Below are 23,881 nucleotides of genomic sequence, written 5' to 3' on the forward strand. Positions count from 1 at the left end.
GATAGCGGCCCGCGGAGCACTCAGACGGCGGGGCACACGATGGATTTCAAGAGCGGGAACGATACGGCGATGGCATTGGATTTCGACACACAAGACACCGCCCCCGAACCCACCACCGAAGAGAAAGCGGTCGTCATGGACAAGACGGACAAGGGCAGTGACGAACTGGTGCAGGATGCCGCTGGCCAGGCGCTGGCCGGCGCGGTCGCCAGCGCGACCTCGGAAGCGGCCGAGCATGACAGCAAGAAAGTGCTCGATCGCCGCTTTGACGTGAAGACCGACGAGAGCCGCGATGCGCTGCTGACCGAATTCGGCAAGGAAACGCTGACCGATCGTTACCTGCTGCCGGGTGAAGGTTATCAGGACCTGTTTGCACGCGTGGCCGACTATTTCGCCGACGATGCCGAACATGCGCAGCGGCTTTACGACTATATCTCGAACCTGTGGTTCATGCCCGCCACGCCCGTGCTGTCGAACGGCGGCACCACGCGCGGCCTGCCGATTTCCTGCTATCTCAACAGCGTGTCGGACAGCCTCGACGGCATCGTCAATACCTGGAACGAGAACGTCTGGCTCGCCTCGAAGGGCGGCGGCATCGGCACCTATTGGGGCAATGTTCGCGGAATCGGCGAACCGGTCGGCCTCAATGGCAAGACCAGCGGCATCATCCCCTTCGTGCGGGTGATGGATTCGCTCACGCTCGCAATTTCGCAAGGTTCGCTGCGCCGCGGTTCGGCCGCCTGCTACATCGATGTCTCGCACCCGGAAATCGAGGAGTTCCTCGAGATTCGCAAGCCGAGCGGCGACTTCAACCGCAAGGCGCTCAACCTGCACCACGGCGTGCTGGTCACCGATGCCTTCATGGAAGCGGTGCGCGCGGGCGAGGAATTCGATCTCGTGTCCCCGCGTGACGGATCGGTGCGCAAGACCATCGACGCGCGCAGCCTGTTCCAGAAGCTGGTCGAAACCCGGCTCGCCACGGGTGAACCCTACATCGTGTTCTCCGACACGGTGAACCGCATGATGCCCAAGCATCACCGCGAACTGGGGCTCAAGGTCTCGACTTCGAACCTGTGCGCCGAGATAACGCTACCCACCGGCATCGACCATCTCGGCAATGATCGCACGGCAGTGTGCTGCCTGTCCTCGCTCAATCTCGAGAAATGGGACGAATGGAACGGCGACAAGCAGTTCATCGAGGACATCATGCGCTTCCTCGACAACGTCCTGCAGGACTATATCGACCGGGCGCCCGACCAGATGGCGCGCGCGAAATATTCGGCCATGCGCGAACGCAGCGTGGGTCTCGGCGTGATGGGCTTCCACTCCTTCCTCCAGGCCAAGAGCATCGGCTTCGAAAGCCCGATGGCCAAGGTGTGGAACCTGAAGATGTTCAAGCATATCAGCGCCAAGGCGGAAGAAGCCTCGTTGGTGCTGGCGCAGGAACGCGGGCCGTGCCCCGACGCTGCCGAAACCGGCGCAATGGAACGCTTCAGCTGCAAGATGGCGATCGCGCCGACCGCGTCGATCAGCATTATCTGCGGCGGGACCAGCGCTTGTATCGAACCGATCCCGGCCAACATCTACACGCACAAGACGCTGTCGGGCTCGTTCATCGTCAAGAACCCCTATCTCGAGAAGATCCTCGACAAGAAGAGCAAGAACTCGACCAATGTCTGGAATTCGATCCTCGAGCGGGGCGGCAGCGTCCAGCATCTCGACTTCCTGACGCCTGAAGAAAAGGCGACCTTCAAGACCAGCTTCGAAATCGACCAGCGCTGGCTGCTCGAATTCGCCGGCGACCGGGCCCCCTTCATCGACCAGGCGCAGTCGCTGAACCTGTTCATCCCGGCCGATGTCGACAAGTGGGACCTGATGATGCTGCACTTCCAGGCGTGGGAAAAGGGTATCAAGTCGCTCTACTACCTCCGCTCGAAGAGCGTGCAGCGCGCCGGTTTCGCCGGCGGCGTGGAAGCGGACAACACCGCCGACGCCGCGAAGTTCGAACTGGCCGCGGGCGCCGAGCAGACCGATTACGAGGAATGCCTCGCCTGCCAGTAAACCGCGCCTGGTGAGGTCTGGGCGGCCCCCTGCTCGCGCCTTCCGCCAGAACGATTGCCCATATGAAAGGCCCCGCCACCGGACATCCGGGGCGGGGCTTTTTCGATCCGTTTGGGATCGTAGCGGCTTGGTCGCTCAGGCGACGGCCTTATTGCCGAGACCGGCGGGAATACGCGCACCGTCCTTGAGGTAGATGCGGTTGTCGTCGATCTTCTCGACATCGTCGAGCTGCAGGAAGTGGTGCATGTCATCGCCGCTGTCCGACTTGGTCAGCTTGATGGCGTCGCCCTCGACTTCATCGACGGTCCCGACATGCTGGCCCTTGGCGTCGGCAATTTCCATGTGTTCCTTAATGCGAATCTTCTCGAACATCTGAATTCCTTTTGTTTTGCGTTGCTTACACCTTACTAACGGGCGGCCAGGATCTTTGGTCCACGCTTCGCCGAAGCTGGTGCACAGCGCAGCCGACCCCAAGATTTCTTGGGGTCGGGCGGTCTCTCGAGCCGCAGGAGGATCAGAACATCGAAGCCTATCGCCTTTCGCGCGCACCCTGCGGCGGTCCGATGCGCTCGACAGCCGACCGGCGCAGGGATAGTATTAACCACCCGGCGCAAGGCGCATTTAATCACCCATGCGCGGGCATTATTCAGACATCCCATCGTATCCTCGAATGCCATTTTGCATTGTCTTCAGTTTTGCATTTTCTTCAGAAGGAGGGGGAGTTCGGTAGTGCACTCTCCATACGTATGCCCGGAATGCAGCCATGGGCGGACTGAGGAACTTCTTCGAGGACTTCCTGGCGTCGCTTGATCACGCCGAAAGCGCGGACGCGATCTGGACGGCCGCGCTCGATGCGATCAGTCAGGTGCCGACGTCCGGCGAGGTCCATGTGTTCTACCGCGACGCGGTACCCCACAATGGCGGCGCGTCAGCCGAGCCTTCCGCTTGGCTGACGGACGGTTCTCGTCCGGCGGATACGATCTCCTCCGGCCACCCCTCGCGCGCGGGCACCGACGCGCCGGCAGCCGGCGAGAGGCCATTTCTCGAGCGGTCGAGCGAACGGCACGCCTCGATGGCGCAGGCCATGGCGATCGCGATCGACGATCCTTCCACCGCTGACCGGTCCGGTTTGCCAGCGGGGCGCGGTGATATGGATCTGGAGCGGGGGCACGTTCCCGATGATCTCGGCAACCGCGCCAGCCCGGCACTCGATGACTGCCATTGGATCTATCTCGCAGCCGTGATGCACTGCACCCATGCTTATCTCGCGATGGTCGCCGAGCCGCCCCCCTATCTGGGACACCCGGAACTGAGCAGCCGCCAGAGCGATGTCCTTGCGGGGCTTGCGGCCGGGAAACGGCAAAAGGAAATCGCCTACGATCTGGGCATCAGCGAAAACACCGTGGCCTATCATGTCGCGCAGCTCCGCGAGCGCTTGAGCTGCAGCCATTCCAACGAAATCGTTGCCGCAGCCTATCTCACCGGATTGCTGAAATCGCCGGCTGCGCGCCGCAGTTAGCGAAACGAGCGGATTTCCCCGTAACCGCGATAGGGGTCGAAGGGGATACGGCGACGGGTCGGCTTTCCCGAGATTGCCTTGAAAACGCCCCGCACCGTCCTGTCCACCAGCATAACTGCCAGGAGCAGGATGAAGCGCGTCAGCGCCAGCACTGCGAAAGCCGGAGCGAATGGAAAGAGCCACACATGTCGGTGCAGCATCTTGCCCGGCCAGCTGGACGATATCATGCGGACCAGAAGGGCGGCGAATACCAGGCTCCCGACAAGATATATGCCGGCAGCGGCGGCAAGGCTTTCCGCGGCGGCAAGGCTTGTGGGCCCGAATGTCATTTCCATCTTCCTCTTCTTTCACCTGAGCGGCGATACGTCGCACGCCAGCCAGGCGGCGGATGCCGTTCGGTCGGTGCCAGCCCGGGGAAATGGATAATCGCGTATGTACGGGTGATCTGGTGAATCACCCCCCCATGCCGTTAACGATGATGCGCTCCAGCCGGTTTGGTCGCAATCCCACGAAACCTTGGGGTTGACGTTGAAGGCGGCTGCGTTTCCACCCTTTTCGTGGAAAGTTGCGTCTCTCGCCTGCAGGCCGGCTCCGTTCGTCGCATACCGCCCCGGCCCCATCGGGGGCTTGCGCGGTTGACCACATCTTATCCCCGCCGAATCATTCCCGCTTGCCTTCGAATCCCGGTTCTGATTCCCTATATGAGTCGTTCACGCTGAATCGGAGAACCACCAGATGTCGTTGCTCGAAGCCCGCAAGACCTACAAGCCCTTCGAGTACCCCTGGGCCTACGACTTCTGGAAACGCCAGCAGCAGATCCACTGGATGCCCGAGGAAGTGCCGCTCGGCGAGGACTGCCGCGACTGGGCGCAGAAGCTGTCCGAGCACGAGCGCAATCTGCTCACGCAGATCTTCCGCTTCTTCACCCAGGCCGATGTCGAGGTGCAGGATTGCTACCACGACAAATACGCGCGCGTGTTCAAGCCGACCGAGATCAAGATGATGCTGACCGCCTTCTCCAACATGGAGACGGTGCACATCGCCGCCTATTCGCATTTGCTCGACACGATCGGCATGCCCGAAAGCGAATATTCCGCCTTCCTCGAATATGAGGAAATGGCCGATAAGCACAGCTACATGCAGCAGTTCGGCGTCGACAATGACGAGGATATCGCGCGCACGCTGGCGATGTTCGGCGGCTTCACCGAAGGCATGCAGCTGTTCGCCAGCTTCGCCATGCTGATGAACTTCCCGCGCTTCAACAAGATGAAGGGCATGGGCCAGATCGTCAGCTGGTCGGTGCGCGACGAATCGCTGCACTGCGAAGGCATCATCCGCATGTTCCACGAATTCGTGCGCGAGCGCGACTGCCTGACCAAGGCGGTCAAGGAAGACATCATCGACATCTGCCAGAAGTCGGTGCGGCTGGAAGACAATTTCATCGACCTCGCCTTCGAAATGGGCCCGGTCGCGGGCATGACGCCCAAGGAAATCAAGAAGTACATCCGCTACATCGCCGACTGGCGGCTGGGCCAGCTGGGCCTCCAGCCGATCTACATGATCGACGATCACCCGCTGCCCTGGCTTGCCCCGCTGCTCAACGGCGTGGAGCACGCCAACTTCTTCGAACAGCGCGCCACCGAATATTCGAAGGGCGCCACCACCGGCGACTGGAACACCGTCTGGTCGAGCTTCGACAGCCGCAACAAGGCCAAGGCCGCTAACGAGGAAGAAGCCGCGGACGACGGTCCGGGGTTGTTTGGCGATGAGGCTGGAGCGCAGGCGGCGGAGTGATGGCGGCTTATGTCGTGACATATGACCTGCGAGCGCCGGGGCGAAACTATCAAGGACTCTACGATCGTTTGCGGCAATACCCCCGCTGGGCGAAGGTGACAGAATCCAATTGGGTAGTGGTGACAGAATGGACGGCATCCCAGATTCGGGATGATTTGTCAGGTTACATTGACACCAACGATCGATTGTTCGTGATCAAATCAGGCGTCGAAGCGGCGTGGAAGAATTCTATTTGCGAGAACGAATGGTTGCGGAATAACCTGTGAAAGATGAGCCGGTCCAATCTCAAGATGGAGTGTTTCCCATCATAAGGCGAGGCAGCGTCGCTTCTTTATCGCTTTATGAAGTGACCGACTATGAGCTGGATTTGTTGGAGCAGGGGAGCCCGTCCGGCCTGTTTCTCAACTTCGGTATCTTTCTTCTATCGGTGGGATTGTCGTTCGCGCTGGCCGTCACTACCGCAAATATCGAAAACGACAGGCTTTTTACAGTCTACTCAATAATCTCGATTGTCGGCATTGTACTCGGAATTTTGCTCACGCTTCTTTGGTTTCGCTCACGAAAATCGACCAAACATGTTTGTAAGAAAATTCGGAGCCGCATAATACAGGAAATCGATGCGTCGAGTTCTTCGGTGCCGTCGATTGATCCAACATCGAATAGTTGATCCTGGCCGGCCACCCGTACGCGCGGGAATGGCCGAGTTAAGCTACAGCGCGTTGTACGCGCTCCGCCCGGCGGCCGACTAGCATTGTCGCGATGGCCAAAAAACCTATCCACCCACGCGCTAGCGGCGTCTCGCCGACCGCCTATCGGGGGAGATACAGCGGTGTCGAAATTGCAGGTGATCGAACTCGCGACTTATTATCTGATCGCGGTCAATTTCCTTACCTTCGTCGCCTTCGGCTACGACAAGATGCAGGCCGAGAGAGGCGGCTGGCGGGTGGCCGAGGCGACGCTGGTCTTCTTCGTCATCATTGGCGGTATCGTCGGCGCGCTCGCGGGCCGGGCGCTGTTCCGGCACAAGATCCGCAAATCCTCTTTCACCGCCAAGCTGGGGGGCGGAGTACTGCTCAATCTGTGCATAGTCGGCGGGCTCGTCGCCCTGGCTAGCGGGAGGTCGCCCGAAGAGCAGGCGCGGCTCGATGCGCAGATGGACAGCGTGTATTATTCCGGCTGCAACGCGGTTCGCCGCGCCGGCAAGGCACCGTTGTACTATGGCGAGCCGGGATACCGTTCGGATATGGATGGCGACGGTGATGGGATCGCCTGCGAACCGCGCTTCTGAAAGATGGCGTGAACGCCTTGCGTCGCGGCGGCGGGAGTGCAAGCATCGCGCCCGAGCAACCTTCGCCTCACAGGAGACCTGCCGATGACCACCCGTTTTGCACCTCTCGCCCTTCCGCTGGCCGCCGCGCTGGCGCTTGCCGCCTGCGGCGAGGCCGAGGACACCACCTATGAAGTCGATGCCACCGACGAGGGCGGCGGCGAGCTGATCGTGACCGAGGAAGTGCCCGGCGCGGTCGAGGTCGATACGCCCGACACGCCGATGACCAATGTCCCCGAAGAGGACGCGGAAGAAGCGGCTGAATAACCCTCCAACCCCTCTCGCCAGCGCGAGGGGTTAGCGGGCGTTCAAGCCCTTACCAGCCCCACGCAGCGGGCGGCGCATCCACCGGCGCGCTGGCATCGATTTCGACGCGGAACAGCCGGGTCGGGTCATTGCGGCGGGTGAGCTGGTAGGCGAAGCGTGCGTCGGCGCTGCCGCGCGGGGTGACTTCGATCCGCCAGACATTGGTGAGCGAGGCGGCCAGGCCCTCGCGCTCGAACAGCGCCACGCTTTCGGCGTCCAGGGGGAAGTCCTGCGCGGCCGCGCTGCCCGCATCGGCACTGGTCCCGCCATAGAAGCTCACCGCATCGGCCTCGCCATCGGCATGGCGGTGGTCGTGCTTGAGCGTGAAGCGCGTGTCCGCGCCGGTGCCTTCGCGCGTCACGATCCAGGTACGGCTGCGGTTCCAGGATTGTTCTCGTCCTACCGCTTCGCTGCTTGAGGACGTTTCTGTACGTCTTACCGCTTCGCTGCCTGAGGACGGGGGCGCTTCCTCGACATGGAAGGCGATCGCCACGCGGTCCTCCTCGCAATCGGCCCAATGCGCGACCATGCGCTTGTCCGCCCAGTCCGCATCGCGCGCATCCGTGCTCGCGAGGCCGCCGGCATAGGCCTTGCCGCAATGGCTCGACAGCGCTTGCCAGAACGCCTCCTGCGGGCTGGCGGCTGCATTCGCGGCGGGGCCGGGCGCGGGCACGCAGGCGGAAAGGGCGAGGACCGCGAGCGGCAGGGAGAGTTGGGCGATATGCATCGCGCCAGCCTAGTGGCTCGGTCAAGCAACGCAAACCCCGATGAAAATCAGGCATGTGTCTCGATGCCACGCAAAAAGGGGCGACGGGATTGACCCGCCGCCCCGGATGCGGCCGCTGCGAGAAGAGGAGGGATCGCCCGCCGCGGCCGGTCGTCTGGTCTGTCCTCAGCGGTCGGGCTGGGTATCCACCGTGGTGTCCGCCTCGGTATCTACCGTGGCATCGATGCCGGGTGCCGACGCATCGGCATCGGCGCTACTATCGACATGCGTCTCGAGATCGGCGGCCTGCTGCGTGCGCTCGGCGGTGGTCTCGAGGCTGTCTTGTGCAGAATCGGTTGCTTCCTCGGTGCGGGCACGCGCCCGTGTGGCGGCAGTATCGGCGCGCTCGGTTACGCTGTCGGTGGTGCGCTCGGCGCGGTCGAGCGTCGGCTGTGCATCGACGCGGGCATCGGCGGTCGCGTCGACGGCGCCGGTGACTTGCGCGCTCGCGGCAGTGGCGCCGGTGGTGGCGAGGAGGGCGGCGGCTAGTGCGGTAAACTTGGTCATATCTGCGTATCCCATTTTTGTTGTTGGGACCGGGGATACGTTGGGGGCTGCGATCCGGCTCCCGCCAATGCGCTAAAATGTGCCGTGCGATTGCCGGGGCGAGCCGGTTCATCACCCGTTTATCGCGGGTTTATCTGCGGTTCATGAAGCACAGCCATCGGCGGCCATCCCGCAATTTCTTTGCCTCGCAGCGCCGCCACCGCTATTTCGCCGCCGATGAACGAGACACGCGATATCCACGCCAAAGCCGAAACGCTGATCGAGGCGCTGCCCTATTTCCAGCGCTATGCCGGGCGCAGCTTTGTCGTGAAGTACGGCGGCAATGCCATGGGCGACGAACGCGCGGCGCGCGAGTTTGCCGAGGATGTGGTACTGCTGAAGGCGGTCGGCATCAATCCGGTGGTGGTCCATGGCGGCGGCCCGCAAATCGGCGCGATGCTGGAGAAGCTCGGCGTCGAGACGACCTTCGTCGATGGCCTGCGCGTGACCGACAAGCAGACCGCCGAGGTCGCCGAAATGGTGCTGTCGGGCGCGATCAACAAGGCGATCGTCGGCTCGATCGCACGCGCCGGGGGCAAGGCGATCGGGATCTCGGGCAAGGATGGCGGGCTGGTCACCGCGACCAAGCTGCAGCGGACGCGCAAGGACCCCGACAGCAATATCGAGAAAGTGCTCGATCTCGGTTTTGTCGGTGAACCGGCCAAGGTCGATACCGCGATCCTCGAAACCGCGACCGGCGCGGGGATGATCCCGGTGGTTGCGCCGATCGGCGTGGGCGAGGACGGCCATACCTACAATATCAACGCCGACACCATGGCGGGCGCGCTGGCAGCGGCCTTGGGCGCGGCGCGGCTGTTGTTGCTGACCGATGTACCCGGCGTGCTGGACAAGCAGGGCGAACTGCTCACCGATCTGACGCCCGCCGATATCCACCGGCTGCGCGATGACGGAACGATCTCGGGCGGGATGATCCCCAAGCTCGAAACCTGCGTCCAGGCAGTGGAATCGGGCTGCGAGGCGGCGGTCGTGCTCGACGGGCGCGTGCCGCATGCGATGCTGCTCGAATTCTTCACCGCCCGCGGCGCGGGTACGCTGGTCAGCCGCGGGGCCTAACCCGTCGGATGGGGGTGGCGCGGGGCGTGTCGCGCTTGTAGGACGCGCGACAGGACAGCTTCAAGGGAACGCTCGATCACATGCAGGCGCTCAGCACCATCTACCAGATCATAGCCATGCTCACCAACGTGCTGGTGATGCTGATCATCATCCAGTTCATCATCGGGCTGCTGTTTGCCTTCAACGTGGTGAACCGGTCGAACGATTTCCTCGCCGGCTTCTACATGGCGATCAACCGCTTGCTCGAGCCGGTGTTGCGCCCGATCCGCAATCTCCTGCCCAGTACGGGCCAGATCGACTTCTCTCCGCTTGTGTTGATCATCCTGCTCAACATTGTCCTCATCGTTCTCGGCAATGTGATCTACGGCTGATGCCGGCGCAGGTTATCGACGGGAAGGCATTCGCCGCCAGGCTGCGCGAGCGCGTCGGCGAACAGGCGGCGAAATTCGCCGAGGCGGCGGGCCGCAAGGCAGGCCTTGCAGTGGTGCTGGTGGGCGAGGACGCGGCGAGCCAGGTCTATGTGCGCAGCAAGCACAAGGCGACAGTGGCCGCGCATATGGAAAGTTTCGAGCATCGCCTGCCCGCCGATACAGCGGAGGCCGACCTGCTCGCACTGGTCGAGCAATTGAACGCCGATCCGGCGGTCGATGGGATCCTCGTGCAGCTGCCACTGCCCGACCATCTCGACGAACAGGCAGTGATCGCCGCGATCAGCCCCGACAAGGATGTCGACGGGTTCCACGTGACTAATGCCGGGCGTCTCGCGGTCGGACAGAGCGGCTTCGTCCCCTGCACGCCGCTGGGCTGCATGATGCTGCTGACCGACCGGCTGGGCGATCTGTCCGGGCTCGAGGCGGTGGTGATCGGCCGTTCGAATATCGTCGGCAAGCCGATGGCGCAGCTGCTGCTCGACGCCAATGCCACTGTCACTATCGCGCATAGCCGGACGAAGGATTTGCCCGGTGTCGTCCGGCGCGCGGATATCGTGGTCGCTGCGGTCGGCCGTGCCGAAATGGTCAAGGCCGAATGGCTCAAGCCGCAAGCGACGGTGATCGATGTCGGTATCAACCGCCTCCCGCCCGAACCCGGCGCGGACAAGGGCCGGCTGGTCGGCGATGTCGACTATACCGGCGCGCAGGGCGTCGCTGCGGCGATTACCCCGGTACCGGGCGGGGTCGGACCGATGACGATCGCGGTGCTGCTGCGCAACACGCTGGTTGCGGCCTATCGCAATGCCGGTCTCGACCTGCCCGAAGGCGCGCTGTGAGATTGGCGATCGCCCTGTTGGCGCTGGCGCTGACCGCCTGCTCCACGGGCCCGAACCCGCGCGACCGCTATGCGCGGATGCTCAAGCCGACCGCCAATCCATCGAAAGTGGTCGCCGCTGAACTCGGCTTCGCGCGTATGGCGCAGGACGAGGGGCAGTGGACCGCCTTTCGCGAATATGCCGCCGATGAGGGTGTGATGTTCGTGCCCGAGCCGGTCATGGCGCGTGACTGGCTGAAGGGCCGGGCGGATCCCGCGCAGGCCGTGCGCTGGCAGCCGCATCATGTCTGGTCGAGCTGCGACGGTTCGCTCGCGGTGACGCGCGGCGCATGGCAGCGCCCCGATGGTTCGAACGGCTATTTCACCACCGTCTGGCAACGCCGCCGCGATGGCGAATACCGCTGGACGCTCGATCAGGGCGATAGCCTCGAGACACCGCTCGAAGCGCCCGAATTCGTGCGCACCGATGTCGCCGAATGCCCTGCCCGCGGGCTCGCCGCCGAATTGCGCGAACAGGCCGAACAATCGCGCCCGGTGACAGGCGGCACCTATTTCGACCAGGTCAGCGCGGACAGCAGCCTGTTCCTGACCTTTGTCGTGTCGCCAGACCTGTCGCGCAACTGGAAACTGATGCTGCACCGCAACGGCATGATGGTCGACGCCATGACAGGCAGCGTAACCGCACCTTGGGAGGATTAGCATGACCGCGCTGTTCTTTTCGGCTTTCATCACGCTGTTCGTCGTTATCGACCCGCCCGGCTGCGCCCCGATCTATGCCGGACTGACCAAGGGCGCCGCGCCTGCCGAGCGCCGCAGCATGGCGATCCGCGCGGTGGTCATCGCGGGCATCATCCTCATCGGCTTCGCCCTGTTCGGCGAGGATCTGCTCGACGCCCTGCATATCGAGCTCGACAGCTTCCGCATCGCGGGCGGCATCATGCTTTTTCTTATCGCGCTCGAAATGGTATTTGAGAAGCGCACCCAGCGGCGCGAAGACCGGGCCGAGAAGGTCGCTGCGACGCCGGAGGTCGAGGATGTCTCGGTGTTCCCCATGGCCATGCCGATGCTGGCCGGTCCCGGCGCGATCGCCGCGATCATGCTGTTGACCAATGAAGCGCGCGGGACCGAGGAAACGCTGGTCGTGCTCGGCGCGATGCTGGCAGTGCTCGCGCTGACCGCCGCGGCGCTGATTGCCGCGGGTCCGCTGATCCGCGTGCTGGGCGACCGGGTCGAGGCGGTGATCACGCGGCTGCTGGGCGTCCTGCTCGCCGCGCTCGCCACGCAATATGTCCTCGACGGGCTGAAGGGCACTTTCGTCGGGTGACGCGGTACTGCGCCGGTTCAGTCCGCCATCTTAGACAAAGCCCATGCTCCGTATCGCTACATTCCTGATCCTCGCGTGGCTCACCGCGGTGTCTCCCGCGACGGCGCAGCCGCTGCCTGACTATTCGATCGCCGAGCTCGAAGCGGCAATCATCGCGGGCAAGCTCAATCGCATTGCCGTGCTTGCCGCCGAACAGCATGGCGAGACGGTCTATGCGCAGCGTTTCGATGGCGAAGCTGCGGGAACGCCGATCGATATCCGCTCTGCGGGCAAGTCGCTCACCGCGCTGGCGGTGGGCGCGGCGATTGCCGATGGCGCGCTGACAGGGGTGGATGTCGCGGTGTGGCCCTATCTCGGCCACCCCCGCGGTGAACCATGGGATTCGATTACGGTCGCCGATTTGCTCGGCATGTCGTCCGCGCTCGATTGCAACGATTGGGACCGCAAGTCGCCCGGGCAGGAAGAACGGATGTATCGCACGCGCGCATGGCGCGACTTCGCGCTCGCGCTTCCTGCGCGGGACTATGCGCGCGATGAGCGCGGCGAAGGGGCGTTCTCTTACTGCACCGCGGGGGTCTTCCTGCTCGGCCAGGTAGTCGAACAAGCCACGGGTGAAGGCTTCGACGCCTATGTCCAGCGCCGCCTGTTCGATCCGCTGGAAATCGACGGCGTGGTCTGGCGGCACTCGCGCAGCGGGGAAATCCAGTCCGGCGGGCAATTGACCATCGGGGCGGATGCATTGCTCAAGATCGGCCGCATGGTCCTCGATGACGGGCGCTGGAAGGGCCAACAGCTGCTACCCGAAAGCTGGATCGACGCGATGCTCTCGCCGCGTCACCAGCTTGGCGAGCATGTCTATTACGGGCATTTGTGGTGGGCCACGCCTATCCGGTCGCCGCGCGGCTATGAAGGGGCGTGGATGATGAAGGGCAATGGCGGCAATCTGGTCGCCATCCTGCGCGATTACGACGCGGTGCTAGTGGTGCAGGCGGAAAACTACAATCGCAAGGATGCCGATCGGCATGCCTTCACCGCGCTGGCCGGGCTGCTCGCCAGCCTCGAACCGCCCGCAGCGCCTACTGCAAGGTAACGATTTCGTCGCCGTCGTCGCGCAGCGCGAAGAACTGCATCAGCTGGATCATCAACTCGCAGCGCTGCCGCAGATCGGGCACTTCGAGCAGGGCCTGCTTCGAGGCCGGGTCGAACGGGGCGATCTGCGCAACGCCATTGATCAGCGTCTCATCATCGAGCCGTGCGACCGATTCCCAATCTACCGAATAGCCCTGCATGTCGGCGAAGCGGCGGGCCTCGAATTCGAACCCGGCGCGTTCGACGCTGGAAAGCACTTCGTCCTCGGGCTCCTCGATCAGCTCGGCCTCGACCTGGCGGAATGCGGTCGCGACATCGATCTCGCGCAGCACGCGAAACCGCGATTCGCCATCGAGGACGATGTTGTAACGCCCGTCTTCAAGCGCCTCGACATCGGCGATCCGGCCGACGCAGCCGATCTCGTACAGGGGCGCGCCGTCCTTCGACTGCTGCGGCTGGATGATCCCGATCAGCCGGTCCTTGGCCAGCGCATGCCCGACGAGGTCGCGATAGCGCGGTTCGAAGACATGCAGCGGCAACTGCAGCCCGGGAAACAGGATCGCGCCGGGAAGCGGGAATATCGAGAGGCGGACGCTCAAGCTGCGGCTTACCCGAAGAGGAGCTTGGAGAGGCGGCGGCGCGTGCTCACCACCCATGGGTCTTCCAGCCCGACGGCCTCGAAGATCTGCAGCAGCTTGGCCTTGGCCGCGCTTTCGTTCCATTCGCGACCGGCTTCGAACATGCCCAGCAGTTCGTCGGCCGCGGTATCGCGATCGCCCGCGGCGAAGGCCGCCTCGGCATAGTCGTAGCGCGCCTGCATGTCGCCGCTGGCGGCCTTGTCCTTGAGCGCGGCCAGTTCGCTGTCGTCAACGCGGTTGCCGGCCAGGTCGAGCGCGCTCTTGGCCTGGTCGATCTGCGGATCGGCGGCCAGCGCCGGATCGGCTTCGGCTGCCGCCAGCGCGGCCTGCGCCTGTTCGACATGCCCGGCCTGCGCCAGCGCGCGGATCAGTCCGGCATGCGCGGCGGCATTGTCGGGTGCCATCTGGACGACCTGTGCAAAAATGCCCGCGGCGCGTTCGGTATCGCCTTCGGCCAGCACGTCTTCGGCCATGGTCACGAATTGCGAGACATCCTGTTGCGGCTGGCCCCCCGCAGCGCCCTGCTCGGCACCCGCCTGCATCGGCAGTTGGGCGAGGATCTGGTCGAGCGTCTGCTTCATCTGCGATTCGCTGCGCGCATTGGTCAGGTCCGCGACCGGCTGGCCCTTGAACAGCGCATAGACCGTCGGGATCGACTGGACCTGGAACTGCGCGGCGATGAACTTTTCCTCGTCGACGTCGACCTTCTTGAGGATTACGCCCTTGTCGGCATATTCCGCCGCGACCTTTTCGAGCATCGGCGCGAGCGCCTTGCACGGGCCGCACCATTCGGCATGGAAATCGAGAATGACGAGCTGCGTCATCGACGGTTCGACGACCTCGGTCTTGAAGCGTTCGACCGCTTTCTGTTCATCCATGCTCAGACCCATGCTCGCCACGTAAATCCACCTTTCGTTCGAAAATCGCGTCTGCCCCATGTGGGCATTCGCGCGGCAATGTGAAGGAGCGCCGGTCCACCCGCAAGAGCCGCAAAAATTCTGCATTTTTCGGCTTGCGGGACTCAGGGACCGCTGCTAGTTGGCCGCCTCCCCACCGGGCCTACGGCTTCCGGTAGCGCCAGTGAGCGGGCGTAGCTCAGGGGTAGAGCACAACCTTGCCAAGGTTGGGGTCGGGCGTTCGAATCGCCTCGCCCGCTCCATTTTCCCTTATTGAAGTCAGCACCTTGCCGGATTCGATCCGGGCATGGGGAAGCTGTCCCCATCGCTCCTCGATCCGACACCTCGGTCGTTTGGGCGCATTTGAGACGCGTACGGATCGCAGCGAGGGCGTTCTACCTCCCGTTACAGGAACCGGAACGCGCGACGCGGCGCAGCACGAATGGGCCGGCCAAAGACGGTCAAGCCCGAGCGTTCTCAGAAACGCCCGGGCCCGGACTTGATGGATATTGGCAGCCCAGGTAAGGGTCTTGCCAATCGGATGGTAAGCGAAAATCCCTGCGTCAGAGCTCGAAATTGATCGAGGCGCGCAAGCCGTATCCGATCTTGTCGTTGCGCTCCTCGACCGAAAACTCGCCGCTTACCGTGTAGAATTCGTCCCCGGCCTGACCGCGCAATCGCGCAAACCAGCCGCTCGAGCTCTGGTCGGGGAGCAGGGTGAAACTTTCTCCATCGCCGAACCGCGCGGTGGTGCCGCCGAGTTCGCCCGCGAGGATTTCGCGCCAGCCACCTTCTGCTTCGAGGCGCATCCACAGATCGTCGCCGCGCCGCATTCCCAAGAGGTCGAAGCCGAGCGCCGCGGCAAAGTTGAGCCCCAGCTCGTCACTCGTCCGATCCTCGACCGAAAGATCGAGCGCAGCGCCCCCGCCGGTCTCGTTGTACCCGTTTTCGTCAAGGCGAATGTAATCGACGAAAACGGACGGGCGGAAGAAGAAGAATTGCGAGCCGCCCTCGACCGAAGCACCGGCCATCAGCGATACGACATTGCCCGACCAGTCGCGTTCGATCGTGCGGGCGAGCGTTTCATCGCCATTCATGCCGATGAACTGGCGCGAGCCGTCGAAGTCGCTGAAGCCATAGGATCCGCGCGCGAAGGAGGAAAAGGCACCCCAGTCGCCGCGCCAGTAGAGCGCCGCTTCATAGGTGTTCGACAGCACGCTGTTCTCCGGGCCGCTGTCGTAGCGGTTCCACAGCCAGCTTGCGCTCGCGCCGACGCGCCCGATGCCGGTGACAAGCTCGGCGCCGCCGGAAAACCCGAGACCATCGAGATCGTAGCGGGCGCTTTCCTGCTGATCCTTGCTCGAACCCCAGCCGGCGCCCTCGAATGTCAGGCGCAGCTTGCCGGTCGCTTCGATCGGTCCGTCGCCGTCGGCCAGGCGCCGGGCGAAGGTGCGCATGCCGAGGCTCAGCCCCTCGAAAGCGCCGCCCGCATGATCGGGCAGGGCCTGCGCCACCGTAGCACGGAACAGATCCTTATCGGTGATGCCGAGGAACACGCCGGCGACATCGTCATCTTCGGCCAGCGCGGCGTAGAGCGCGTCATAGGCAGCGCCCTGCGCACGGTTCAGGCCGAGGTCTTCATTGGCTTTCCGTTCGATGTCGACCATGACGAGACCCGCAGCCTCCTCGATCGCCAGAGCGGCGTCGTACATGAAGGGGACCAGCGTGTTGTCGGACACCAGATCGTCGGCGCCGGTGAGGCTGCCCGCCGTGATTACGGTATAAGTGCCTTCGGCAGCGGCGATATCGGTCAGGCGGAGCTTGAGCTTGGCACCGTCTTCGAAGCTTGCATTGCCGCCGACGGTGATCGCGCTTCCTTCGCCCGCTTCCTTGCTCAGGGTGGCAACGATGATGCCTTTTGCCCCGACCTCGAGCGAAGCGATCGTCGTCGGTGAAGCGAGGTCGAGCGTCCCGCCTTCGAGTGCGACCGCAACATTCTGGCTGTCGACGAAGCGGCCGGAGAACGCGCTCTTGTCCGACAGCGTCACCGCGGCCGCGCCGCCAGCGAAATCAGCCGTGCCGGAGAAGGAAGAGGTGCCGGAGAGTGCCAGTTCGTCTGCCTGCCCGCCGAAATCCGCCCGCCCGGAAAACTTTGCATCTCCCGCCATCAGCAGCCGGTCCTGGCCCGAACCGAAGGCGACATCGCCCGCGACCACGCCGTCCGCAATCTGGAGAAGATCGCTACCGGTCCCGAACCGGATATCGCCTTCGATCACGGGAGCAGCCACGCCCGAACCCACCGCGGTCTGCCTGACCGTGGCTCCCGAGGAAACGTTCGACAGGTCGATGGCGATATTACGCCCCGAACCTGCCTTCGCACCCGTCGCGACGATCTTGCCGCTGTTTTCAACGAGGCCGAGCGTGCCGCTGTTGTCGACGATGGCAACGGCGGTGCCGTCTTCGCCGCCCGAAGTGGCCCTGATCGTGCCGCTGTTGCGCAGGTACGGAAGCGTGGCACCCTGATCCACGGATATGGCGGTCGCGCGGCTATCCGCGTCCTTGCCGGTCGTGGCAGCGATGGTTCCCGAGACGCGCAGTTCGCCGGTGGACGCTCCACCGGCAAGCCGCAGCGCGGTCGCATTGGCATCCTTCGACGTCGCTTCGACCGCTCCCGCGACCGAGATGCCTTTCTCGATCGTCACACCACCGCCGCGTCCGCCGATCACCAGGGCGTTGCCATCGACGCCCGCGTAGACACCGTGTCCAGCGATGCCACCGTCGATGATCAGGCCGAAACCCGATCCGGTTGCGGGAACCGCGCCGATCGCGATGTCGCGATCGGTAGCGCCGATCACAACTGCTGGCGCAGCGCCATAAGATACGACTTTCGCGCTGCCTTCCTTGGCGTCCTCGATCCCGTCCTTGTCCTCGTCGGGGTCGTCCTTGTCGGCATCCTTGGGCGGAATCGCGAAGTAGATGCCCTTGGCGACATCGCCCTCGATCACCAGCGCGCTGCCGCCCTGGAGGAGGTCGTCCTCGTCGAGCTTGGACGGGTCTGCCGGCGCAGTCGTATAGCGATAGCCGGTCGCCGCGATGGTTCCCTGGACCACCAGCGCGCCATCGATATCGCCGCCCAGATGCGCGGCGGAAGACCCCTCTCCAACCGCTGATATGGTCCCCGCCAGCCGGACATTGCCGGTCACGTCACCCACCTCGACGCCCACGCTATCGTCGCCAAGGACGCTGGTCTTGCCATCGTGAACGAGGTCGCCATCGAGCAGGCCCGCTACGGAAATCCCGGCGGACTCGTTACCTTCGACGGTGATCGTGCCGGTATGGCGGATCTCGCCGACCAGATCCCCGCGAACGCGGATGGCTGCGCGGTCACGCCCGACCGCGAAGGGTCCGTCGAAGTCCTTGTCGTTGTCGATGTCTTCGGGCGTATAGGTTTCGTCGATCGTGATCGTACCCGAATTGACGATATCGGCCTGGCGGTCTCCGACCACCTCAATGCCGCTTGCGCCATCGGCATTGGAGACCACGATCTTGCCGACGTTTGTCGTATCGTGATCGCCATCGACGGTAATCGCCGAACCGGCGGTCAGTTCGATCGAACCCTTGTCGGTCACCTTGACTGCATCGCCTGCGCCGCCATTCAACTGGGATGTGCGGATCGGCTGGGTGCGCTTGTCCTCGACGAGCGTCTGCGCGGCGAGCGGAACGGCCAGGGTCGCGAGCGCGGTCCCGGCGAGCAGGTAACGATGCATATGAAATCCTCCGTTTTAGGGGAGGACGGAGACACGGGCGGGATGCCTTAGAAAAAAGGTGCGCGCCTTGCCGTACAAAGCTGCCAGCGTGCGCCTCAGAAGGAGAAATCGACCCCCAGCCGGATGGTGCGCGGGCGCAGTGGTGTCACCTGTTCGCGCATCACGGCAAACGGCGTGCCGAGGGCAAAGCGATTGCCTTCACTATCGGCGAGGTTGGTGATCGAAAGGGTCCCGCCGATCCGCTCGTTGCCGACGCGTACCAGCAACCCGCTATCGAGATAGTCGCCCTGCAAATCGCCCAGTTCAGGCCCGATACCGAGACGGGATTTGCCGATGTAGCTTGCCCACACACGGCCATCGAGATCGAGCCCCCCGCCGATGTAGTGTGCATACTCCAGCCCCAGACGTCCCGAGAATTCCGCGATATTGGGGACGTGGGTGATCCGGCTGAAGGCGAGCAGGACGGGTTCGTCGATCTCGCTCCGGTTGAGCGTCGCGCCGCCGGTCAGGCGCAGATCGTCGGTCAGGAACGCGCCGCCCGACGCGCTGATTGTCCAGACGCGGCCGTCGCCGATATTGGCCGTGCTCGGAAGACCGAGGGCGTCGATGAAATCGGCCTGGATATCGCTCCATCTGGTATAGGACAGGTTCAGCGCAAGATCGAAGGAATCGATACCGCCGCGCCCGTGACGCACCCCGACTTCCAGCGTCCGGGCGTGGTCGTCGCGGAAGCGGCGGACGAATTCGCCCTCGATCGCCAGCCCCCCCGGGCGGAAGCCTTCCTGATAGCGCGCATACAGACTGGTCTTCGGGCCCAGCGAGGCGAGCAGCGAGGCCGAGGGCAGAATGGCCGACTGGTCCCGGTTCGCCGTCGTCGCTGCGCGCTCCACCATCAAGGCAAGCGGCACGTCTTCGGCGCTCCCCCCCAGGCGGGCATGGGTGAAGCGGGCGCCGAGTGTCGCGATAAGGCCATCGCGCAAGCGGTAGGATCCCTCGCCGTAGAGCGTGGCTTCGGTAATCGTATTGAGCACGCCCGTCGCGGCGGACCGCTGGTTTTCCCGCTCGAGCGAACGGTTCAGCTGCGTCCGGTTGTCGATCAGGCTTATACCGGCGAGCCAGCCGAACCGGCGATCGTCGAGAGGGAGCCAGACCCGCGTCTCGTGTGCGAGCATGCGCGTTTCATTGCGCTGGATGAAAACACGGTCTTCGGCACCGGGCATCGTGGCATCGTAACGCTCCTCGAGCTCCTGACGGGCAATGCCGGTCGTGGAGCGCAAGCCCAGCGCCCCGATCTGTCCGGAAAGAACGAGTTGCCCGTGAAGATAGTCGGCATCCGAACCTTCGCGTACGCGGGCCGTGCTCTCGTAGCGATCCCCCTCGCGGGCAGCATACTGGCTGTCGGAAGCATGGGTGGATTGCGCAAGGCCGATCACATCGACGGTCCATTGCGGCGCCAGTTCGAGCCGGGCGATCGCGCGGCCCGCCAGAATGCTTGTCCTGTTCACATCCTTGCTGCCGAGCAGGGGCTTGTCGATATACCCTCCCTCGCTGGCGGCATCGAGCGTGACGCGAAGCGCGGCCTTGTCCGCGGCAAGCGGGACGTTGGCAGTCGCACTCGCATCCAGACTTCCCGCCCCGTGCTGCGTCAGCGCCCCGCCAACGGTTGCGCGGAAGTGCTGTCGATCGATTTCGGGGGTGTTGGGCACCAGGCGGATGATGCCGCCGAGCGATCCCGCACCGTAAAGCGTACCCTGTGGCCCTTCGAGAACTTCGACGCGCTCCAGATCCGACAGCCTGAGATCGGGATCGGGTGCATTGTAGCTGAGCCGCATATCGCCAAGGTACTGGCCGACTGTTGCCTGGGTCGGCCCGGTGAAACTGGAATCGGCAATTCCGCGAATGAACAGCTTGTTGCGCCCGCTTCCCAGATAGGTCGAAGAGACGGTCGCGATCCGCTGGGTGATCTTTTCCGTCCCGCCGATACCGCCAAGCGCCAGTTCCTCGCCATCGACGATCGACACCTGCGCCGGGAGATCTTCCAGTCGCGTGTCGCGCTTGCTGGCGACGACGACGATTTCTTCCATGGGTACCGGTGGCGGAGGCGGCGGGTTGGCTGTCCGCCGGGGCAGGGGAGCGGACCGCTGCGCTGCGCGCGCGGATCGCACAGACCTGCGCGGCTGCAGTTCCAGACGCCAGGATGCATCACCGATGGCAACGGCCCTCGCATCGACGCTGTTGGCCAGCTGCCGGACAGCCTGGCGCGCGCTCATGCGGCCGCGGATGCGCGGCGCGGGCCGCTGTGCAAGAACCGGGTCGCTCACGACGATGCTCGTGCCGGTTTGCCGCGCGATGGCGATGGCCGATTCCGCGACAGTGCCTGGAGCTATGTCGATCGAAGCATCGCGCGCATCGGCTTGCGCGGGAAGGCAGGCCGCCAGGGCAATAAGGGCATAGGGAGCGTGCCGCATGGTCAGCGAGACGCAAGGATCCAGGTCTCGCCCCGCCGTTCGACCGAAACTCCGAGCAGGGGGGCCAGCGAAGCCGGGTCCGCGCGCAGGGGTTCGAGGGCGATGCTTCCCGAGATAGGTCGCTCGCCACTGGTCTCCGAAGCCCGGTAGTCGATCCCGCTTGCCCGCGCGATGTCGGCGGCGACATCGGCCAGCGGCGCGCGGAGGAAAGTCAGGCGGCCATCGCGCCATTCGCCCACCTGATCCAGCGGAATGTTTGCGACATCATAGGCGGCGCCGGCCCTGTCGAAGGTGAGAATGTGGCCGGGTTCGATCCGGGCATTCTGTCTTGTCGGGTTATAGATGACCGCGCCTTCGGAGACGCCGACACCGACTTCGGATCGCATGATGCTGACATCGAAAACCGTCCCGGCATCGACCAGCGTGGCGCCGCCGACATCGACGCGGAACGGGTCGCTCTCGTCATGGCGGATTTCGAACAGCGCACGCCCGCGTTCGAGGCGGGCGTAACGATCCCGGTCCGGGTCGACGAGCAGTTCGGAGTCGCCCGCCATGATGATCACGCTCCCGTCTTCCAGCGCAATCTGGCGCGTTTCGCCCGGGACGGTCCGATAGATCGATGTCGCATCATTGGCCTGCCAGACCCACAGCGCCGCCACCAGTGCCAGACACGCGGCAAGTGCAGAACCGAACCAGCGGCGCCGGGGGGCGGGGCGCTCTTCGTCGATGTCATTCGCGGGTTGGGCGTCGAGCATGGCTGCGCCTTCTTCTGCAGCAAGCATGACATGGTCGTAAGCCGCCGCATGCTCGGGCGATTGCTCGAGCCAGTCGGTAAAGCGCGACCAGTCCTCGAACCCGGGTTCGGATGTCCTGACCGCCCAGGCGGCGGCCTCGTCGAGAATGTTGCGATCAAGCGCCATAAATTGTTGCTCCTGCCCTATAGACGGAGTCCCCGCGTTCATTCCTCATCGAGCCGCTCCCTCAGTTCGGCGAGAACCCGGTAGATGCTGCGCAAATCACCTTCGACGGTACTGATACTGACGCCGAATTCCTCGGCAATCGCGCGCTGGGCAATACCGTCTATGCGGCTGCGCCGAAAGATTTTCACGGCACGGTCGGGAAATTCCGCAAGCGCCTCTTCCACCTTGCGGGCGAATTGCTGGCCGGCGATTACGCGCTCGACCGAAGGGCTGTCGGACACGCCGGGCACTGGTCCGAAACTGGCTTCGGTCCATTCCTTCTCGCGCACGGCGGATTGTTTCGCGGAACGATAGCGATCGATCATCGCCATATTGGCCGCGCGGTAGAGATAGGCCATCGGCGCGCCGATGGGACCGGCTGGCCGGCGGGCAATCTTCAGCCAGACCTCCTGCAATATGTCCTCGGCATCGTCACCGGCGCCGCGCGCCACGAGGAATCGCAGAAGCGGTTGCCGGTTCGCAAGGAAGACGGCCTGCAGTCCATCGTCCGCATCGTCGGTCACGGCAAGCCTCACCTTCCCACATTTCGATTCGCGCGCAGCCGCCTCGGGTGCGTGAACCGAGATCGCTGAACCGGAGACAACGAGCCGGTTTGCGCCGCGCTGTCGACAAATACGAGCGGTTCCGTTCCCCCGCAAGCGGTCGCGATCAAGGCAATCGCACGAGGGCTCCGTCTCTTCGGCGAGGCGGCAGTCGAAGGCTGTTTCGCAAGTGGTCCGGCAAGCCGGCAACTCGCGAGCGCATTCCCTCGCACCTCCGAGTTTCACGAAAGGAAAGATGATGAAAGCTATTTTCTTGATCGGTGCTGCAGCCATGGCTCTGGCGGGCACCTCCGCGCAGGCGCAGGATGTTTCGGGCTTCCGCATCGAGGGCCGCCTCGGCTGGGAAAAGGCCGGCACCGAAGCCGTGCTGCCCAACCCCGCAGACGACGAAGACGAGACGGGCGACGAATTCCTCGTCGGCAAAGACAAGGATGGCGGCCCCGCCTACGGGATCGAGATCGGCTACGATTTGCAGATCGGCGACAGCTTCGTTGTCGGTGCCTATGGCGGTGTCGATTTGTCGGACAGCAACACCTGCGTCGAACTGGTCGAAGACGACCTCTCCTGCGCCGAACTCGGCCGTACCTTTACGGCGGGTCTGCGCGCAGGCGTGCCGATCGGCAGAAATTCGCTCATTTACGCGAAGGGCGGATATTCGAACGGCAAACTCGACCTGAGCTACGATCCCGATGTTACGGACAATGACGACGATGAGCCCGGCGAAATCGCCGGCTTTTCGGAAAAGCGCGACGGTTATCACCTGGGTGCCGGCGCCGAAATCGGGATCACCTCGAGCATCTATGCCAAGCTCGAATACGTCTACACCGACTTCGGCAGCGATTCCTATCTCCTCGACGAGGACGAAGAAACGTCGATCGATGTCCAGAGCGATCGCCACCAGGTCCTCATCGGCCTGGGCCTGCGGTTCTGACCGGTGCGGCGGGGAAGGGGACATGCCCCTCCCCGCCAAACCAGACTGACCAACATCTCCGAATATCGATAGCCGAACAGCACGCTCTCGCGGCTATCCGGCACAGCCATGCCTTACCGGACAGGATCTGTTTTCACGATATGGGATCGCATGCGCTGAAGGCCTTCATCCTGCTGTGTGCAGGCATACTGTTCTGGCTCCTGGCATCCCGGGTCACAGGCGCAAACACGCCCTGGGAAAGCGATGCTTACTGGTACTTCTGGTACCCGCTCTGTCTCGCCCTTGCGGGAATGGCGGGATTTTTCCTGCGGGACGCCGGCTGGATCGCGGGAGGAATACTCATCTTCTCGCAGATCCCTGTGATGTGGCTGCAAAACGACCTCGTGGCGGCCGGATTGTTCATCTCATGTATCCTGGCAGTTCATGGGATCGCAATCTCGATGCTCGCCGGCCGGATAGCCGTCCAGATACGGGTCCAATGACCGGTCGCTTCCGGGCGCGATTCGTCGCCCCTGCGAATGCATTCGTCGATTAGGCTGAAGGGCGCAGAGAAAACCCTTGCGCACCCGGCCAACGTCGCTAACAGA

Annotated in this window: 25 protein-coding genes and 1 tRNA gene; 16 read left to right on the forward strand and 10 right to left on the reverse strand. The window is 63.8% G+C overall.

Going from position 1 to position 23,881, the window contains the following annotated elements; translation table 11 throughout:
- Positions 1-39: 39 nt before the first annotated feature.
- Complete coding sequence (locus N6L26_RS12075) at positions 40-2,061, forward strand: ribonucleoside-diphosphate reductase subunit alpha (RefSeq protein ID WP_263605804.1); 2,022 nt, start codon at positions 40-42, stop codon at positions 2,059-2,061.
- Between the two features lie 135 nt (positions 2,062-2,196).
- Here N6L26_RS12075 and N6L26_RS12080 read toward each other — a convergent pair whose 3' ends face one another.
- Complete coding sequence (locus N6L26_RS12080) at positions 2,197-2,433, reverse strand: DUF2171 domain-containing protein (protein ID WP_263605805.1); 237 nt, start codon at positions 2,431-2,433, stop codon at positions 2,197-2,199.
- A gap of 391 nt (positions 2,434-2,824) precedes the next feature.
- On the opposite strand from N6L26_RS12080, the gene N6L26_RS12085 reads away from it, so the two are divergent.
- A complete protein-coding gene (locus N6L26_RS12085; protein WP_263605806.1) occupies positions 2,825-3,580 on the forward strand; it encodes a helix-turn-helix transcriptional regulator in 756 nt (251 codons plus the stop codon).
- On the opposite strand, the gene N6L26_RS12090 is transcribed toward N6L26_RS12085, so the two are convergent.
- The gene (locus N6L26_RS12090) at positions 3,577-3,909 is read right to left on the reverse strand and encodes a hypothetical protein (RefSeq protein WP_263605807.1); all 333 of its coding nucleotides are present in this window, start codon (positions 3,907-3,909) and stop codon (positions 3,577-3,579) included. The genes N6L26_RS12085 and N6L26_RS12090 overlap by 4 nt on opposite strands.
- Positions 3,910-4,315: 406 nt before the next feature.
- On the opposite strand from N6L26_RS12090, the gene N6L26_RS12095 reads away from it, so the two are divergent.
- The 5 genes from N6L26_RS12095 to N6L26_RS12115 all read left to right on the forward strand — a co-directional run bounded on the left by N6L26_RS12095 (position 4,316) and on the right by N6L26_RS12115 (position 6,968).
- On the forward strand, positions 4,316-5,374 hold the full coding sequence (locus tag N6L26_RS12095) for a ribonucleotide-diphosphate reductase subunit beta (RefSeq protein ID WP_263605808.1): 1,059 nt from the start codon (positions 4,316-4,318) through the stop codon (positions 5,372-5,374).
- The gene (locus N6L26_RS12100; protein WP_263605809.1) at positions 5,374-5,640 is read left to right on the forward strand and encodes a hypothetical protein; all 267 of its coding nucleotides are present in this window, start codon (positions 5,374-5,376) and stop codon (positions 5,638-5,640) included. Before N6L26_RS12095 ends, N6L26_RS12100 begins: the two co-directional genes overlap by 1 nt.
- On the forward strand, positions 5,637-6,041 hold the full coding sequence (locus tag N6L26_RS12105) for a hypothetical protein (protein WP_263605810.1): 405 nt from the start codon (positions 5,637-5,639) through the stop codon (positions 6,039-6,041). Before N6L26_RS12100 ends, N6L26_RS12105 begins: the two co-directional genes overlap by 4 nt.
- 162 nt (positions 6,042-6,203) lie before the next feature.
- Positions 6,204-6,662, forward strand: coding sequence for a DUF1294 domain-containing protein (locus N6L26_RS12110; protein WP_263605811.1), 459 nt, complete (start codon positions 6,204-6,206; stop codon positions 6,660-6,662).
- An 84-nt stretch (positions 6,663-6,746) separates the two neighbouring features.
- A complete protein-coding gene (locus N6L26_RS12115) occupies positions 6,747-6,968 on the forward strand; it encodes a hypothetical protein (RefSeq protein ID WP_263605812.1) in 222 nt (73 codons plus the stop codon).
- 49 nt (positions 6,969-7,017) lie between these two features.
- Here the strand turns inward: N6L26_RS12115 and N6L26_RS12120 are convergent, their stop codons facing one another.
- Together N6L26_RS12120 and N6L26_RS12125 are read right to left on the reverse strand one after the other, a co-directional pair.
- Positions 7,018-7,734, reverse strand: coding sequence for a hypothetical protein (locus tag N6L26_RS12120; protein ID WP_263605813.1), 717 nt, complete (start codon positions 7,732-7,734; stop codon positions 7,018-7,020).
- Between the two features lie 165 nt (positions 7,735-7,899).
- Positions 7,900-8,280, reverse strand: a complete 381-nt coding sequence (locus N6L26_RS12125; RefSeq protein ID WP_263605814.1) for a hypothetical protein — start codon at positions 8,278-8,280, stop codon at positions 7,900-7,902.
- Positions 8,281-8,496: 216 nt separating this feature from the next.
- On the opposite strand from N6L26_RS12125, the gene argB reads away from it, so the two are divergent.
- The 6 genes from argB (at position 8,497) to N6L26_RS12155 (ending at position 13,073) form a co-directional block, all read left to right on the forward strand.
- Positions 8,497-9,393, forward strand: a complete 897-nt coding sequence (gene argB / locus N6L26_RS12130; protein ID WP_263605815.1) for an acetylglutamate kinase — start codon at positions 8,497-8,499, stop codon at positions 9,391-9,393.
- Positions 9,394-9,473: 80 nt separating this feature from the next.
- The gene (locus N6L26_RS12135; protein ID WP_263605816.1) at positions 9,474-9,764 is read left to right on the forward strand and encodes a YggT family protein; all 291 of its coding nucleotides are present in this window, start codon (positions 9,474-9,476) and stop codon (positions 9,762-9,764) included.
- A complete protein-coding gene (folD, locus tag N6L26_RS12140) occupies positions 9,764-10,660 on the forward strand; it encodes a bifunctional methylenetetrahydrofolate dehydrogenase/methenyltetrahydrofolate cyclohydrolase FolD (protein WP_263605817.1) in 897 nt (298 codons plus the stop codon). The genes N6L26_RS12135 and folD overlap by 1 nt, the downstream gene beginning before the upstream one ends.
- Positions 10,661-10,662: 2 nt before the next feature.
- Positions 10,663-11,358 (forward strand): hypothetical protein, encoded by a 696-nt coding sequence (locus N6L26_RS12145; protein ID WP_263605818.1) that lies wholly within the window; start codon positions 10,663-10,665, stop codon positions 11,356-11,358.
- 1 nt (position 11,359) lies between these two features.
- Positions 11,360-11,983: a MarC family protein gene (locus tag N6L26_RS12150; protein WP_253521656.1), complete on the forward strand. Its 624-nt coding sequence runs from the start codon at positions 11,360-11,362 to the stop codon at positions 11,981-11,983.
- 43 nt (positions 11,984-12,026) lie between these two features.
- Positions 12,027-13,073 carry a serine hydrolase domain-containing protein gene (locus N6L26_RS12155; protein ID WP_263605819.1) on the forward strand — a complete coding sequence of 349 codons (1,047 nt, stop codon included), beginning with the start codon at positions 12,027-12,029 and terminating at the stop codon, positions 13,071-13,073.
- Here the strand turns inward: N6L26_RS12155 and N6L26_RS12160 are convergent.
- The gene (locus tag N6L26_RS12160; RefSeq protein ID WP_263605820.1) at positions 13,060-13,671 is read right to left on the reverse strand and encodes an LON peptidase substrate-binding domain-containing protein; all 612 of its coding nucleotides are present in this window, start codon (positions 13,669-13,671) and stop codon (positions 13,060-13,062) included. The genes N6L26_RS12155 and N6L26_RS12160 overlap by 14 nt on opposite strands.
- 8 nt (positions 13,672-13,679) lie before the next feature.
- On the reverse strand, positions 13,680-14,600 hold the full coding sequence (locus N6L26_RS12165) for a tetratricopeptide repeat protein (protein ID WP_263607310.1): 921 nt from the start codon (positions 14,598-14,600) through the stop codon (positions 13,680-13,682).
- Between the two features lie 194 nt (positions 14,601-14,794).
- Between N6L26_RS12165 and N6L26_RS12170 the strand changes: the two genes are divergently transcribed.
- Positions 14,795-14,869, forward strand: a tRNA-Gly gene (locus N6L26_RS12170).
- Between the two features lie 300 nt (positions 14,870-15,169).
- Here N6L26_RS12170 and N6L26_RS12175 read toward each other — a convergent pair.
- The 4 genes from N6L26_RS12175 to N6L26_RS13270 all read right to left on the reverse strand — a co-directional run bounded on the left by N6L26_RS12175 (position 15,170) and on the right by N6L26_RS13270 (position 22,636).
- A complete protein-coding gene (locus tag N6L26_RS12175) occupies positions 15,170-18,373 on the reverse strand; it encodes an autotransporter domain-containing protein (protein ID WP_263605821.1) in 3,204 nt (1,067 codons plus the stop codon).
- A gap of 95 nt (positions 18,374-18,468) precedes the next feature.
- The gene (locus tag N6L26_RS12180; protein ID WP_263605822.1) at positions 18,469-20,841 is read right to left on the reverse strand and encodes a TonB-dependent receptor; all 2,373 of its coding nucleotides are present in this window, start codon (positions 20,839-20,841) and stop codon (positions 18,469-18,471) included.
- Positions 20,842-20,843: 2 nt separating this feature from the next.
- On the reverse strand, positions 20,844-21,761 hold the full coding sequence (locus tag N6L26_RS12185) for a FecR family protein (RefSeq protein WP_263605823.1): 918 nt from the start codon (positions 21,759-21,761) through the stop codon (positions 20,844-20,846).
- Between the two features lie 38 nt (positions 21,762-21,799).
- Complete coding sequence (locus N6L26_RS13270; RefSeq protein ID WP_318173608.1) at positions 21,800-22,636, reverse strand: RNA polymerase sigma factor; 837 nt, start codon at positions 22,634-22,636, stop codon at positions 21,800-21,802.
- On the opposite strand from N6L26_RS13270, the gene N6L26_RS12195 reads away from it, so the two are divergent.
- A complete protein-coding gene (locus tag N6L26_RS12195; RefSeq protein ID WP_263605824.1) occupies positions 22,602-23,294 on the forward strand; it encodes an outer membrane protein in 693 nt (230 codons plus the stop codon). The two genes, N6L26_RS13270 and N6L26_RS12195, sit on opposite strands and share 35 nt — an antisense overlap.
- Positions 23,295-23,434: 140 nt before the next feature.
- Entirely contained in the window at positions 23,435-23,776 is a 342-nt protein-coding gene (locus N6L26_RS12200) for a hypothetical protein (protein WP_263605825.1), read from the forward strand.
- The last annotated feature ends 105 nt before the right edge of the window (positions 23,777-23,881 follow it).

Origin of the sequence: Qipengyuania sp. SS22 (assembly GCF_025736935.1) — a bacterium.
In the GTDB taxonomy this organism is placed as follows: domain Bacteria; phylum Pseudomonadota; class Alphaproteobacteria; order Sphingomonadales; family Sphingomonadaceae; genus Qipengyuania.

Excerpts from the sequence above, each read along its gene's own strand:
- N6L26_RS12095 (WP_263605808.1), top strand. The coding sequence starts at position 4,316 with ATGTCGTTGCTCGAAGCCCGCAAGACCTACAAGCCCTTCGAGTACCCC.
- N6L26_RS12175 (WP_263605821.1), bottom strand. The coding sequence starts at position 18,373 with ATGCATCGTTACCTGCTCGCCGGGACCGCGCTCGCGACCCTGGCCGTT.
- N6L26_RS12185 (WP_263605823.1), bottom strand. The coding sequence starts at position 21,761 with ATGGCGCTTGATCGCAACATTCTCGACGAGGCCGCCGCCTGGGCGGTC.
- N6L26_RS12150 (WP_253521656.1), top strand. The coding sequence starts at position 11,360 with ATGACCGCGCTGTTCTTTTCGGCTTTCATCACGCTGTTCGTCGTTATC.
- argB (WP_263605815.1), top strand. The coding sequence starts at position 8,497 with ATGAACGAGACACGCGATATCCACGCCAAAGCCGAAACGCTGATCGAG.
- N6L26_RS12125 (WP_263605814.1), bottom strand. The coding sequence starts at position 8,280 with ATGACCAAGTTTACCGCACTAGCCGCCGCCCTCCTCGCCACCACCGGC.
- N6L26_RS12135 (WP_263605816.1), top strand. The coding sequence starts at position 9,474 with ATGCAGGCGCTCAGCACCATCTACCAGATCATAGCCATGCTCACCAAC.
- N6L26_RS12120 (WP_263605813.1), bottom strand. The coding sequence starts at position 7,734 with ATGCATATCGCCCAACTCTCCCTGCCGCTCGCGGTCCTCGCCCTTTCC.
- N6L26_RS12080 (WP_263605805.1), bottom strand. The coding sequence starts at position 2,433 with ATGTTCGAGAAGATTCGCATTAAGGAACACATGGAAATTGCCGACGCC.
- folD (WP_263605817.1), top strand. The coding sequence starts at position 9,764 with ATGCCGGCGCAGGTTATCGACGGGAAGGCATTCGCCGCCAGGCTGCGC.
- N6L26_RS12100 (WP_263605809.1), top strand. The coding sequence starts at position 5,374 with ATGGCGGCTTATGTCGTGACATATGACCTGCGAGCGCCGGGGCGAAAC.
- N6L26_RS12200 (WP_263605825.1), top strand. The coding sequence starts at position 23,435 with ATGGGATCGCATGCGCTGAAGGCCTTCATCCTGCTGTGTGCAGGCATA.
- N6L26_RS12090 (WP_263605807.1), bottom strand. The coding sequence starts at position 3,909 with ATGACATTCGGGCCCACAAGCCTTGCCGCCGCGGAAAGCCTTGCCGCC.
- N6L26_RS12115 (WP_263605812.1), top strand. The coding sequence starts at position 6,747 with ATGACCACCCGTTTTGCACCTCTCGCCCTTCCGCTGGCCGCCGCGCTG.
- N6L26_RS12075 (WP_263605804.1), top strand. The coding sequence starts at position 40 with ATGGATTTCAAGAGCGGGAACGATACGGCGATGGCATTGGATTTCGAC.
- N6L26_RS13270 (WP_318173608.1), bottom strand. The coding sequence starts at position 22,636 with ATGGCTGCAGCACCGATCAAGAAAATAGCTTTCATCATCTTTCCTTTC.
- N6L26_RS12195 (WP_263605824.1), top strand. The coding sequence starts at position 22,602 with ATGAAAGCTATTTTCTTGATCGGTGCTGCAGCCATGGCTCTGGCGGGC.
- N6L26_RS12180 (WP_263605822.1), bottom strand. The coding sequence starts at position 20,841 with ATGCGGCACGCTCCCTATGCCCTTATTGCCCTGGCGGCCTGCCTTCCC.
- N6L26_RS12155 (WP_263605819.1), top strand. The coding sequence starts at position 12,027 with ATGCTCCGTATCGCTACATTCCTGATCCTCGCGTGGCTCACCGCGGTG.
- N6L26_RS12165 (WP_263607310.1), bottom strand. The coding sequence starts at position 14,600 with ATGGGTCTGAGCATGGATGAACAGAAAGCGGTCGAACGCTTCAAGACC.
- N6L26_RS12085 (WP_263605806.1), top strand. The coding sequence starts at position 2,825 with ATGGGCGGACTGAGGAACTTCTTCGAGGACTTCCTGGCGTCGCTTGAT.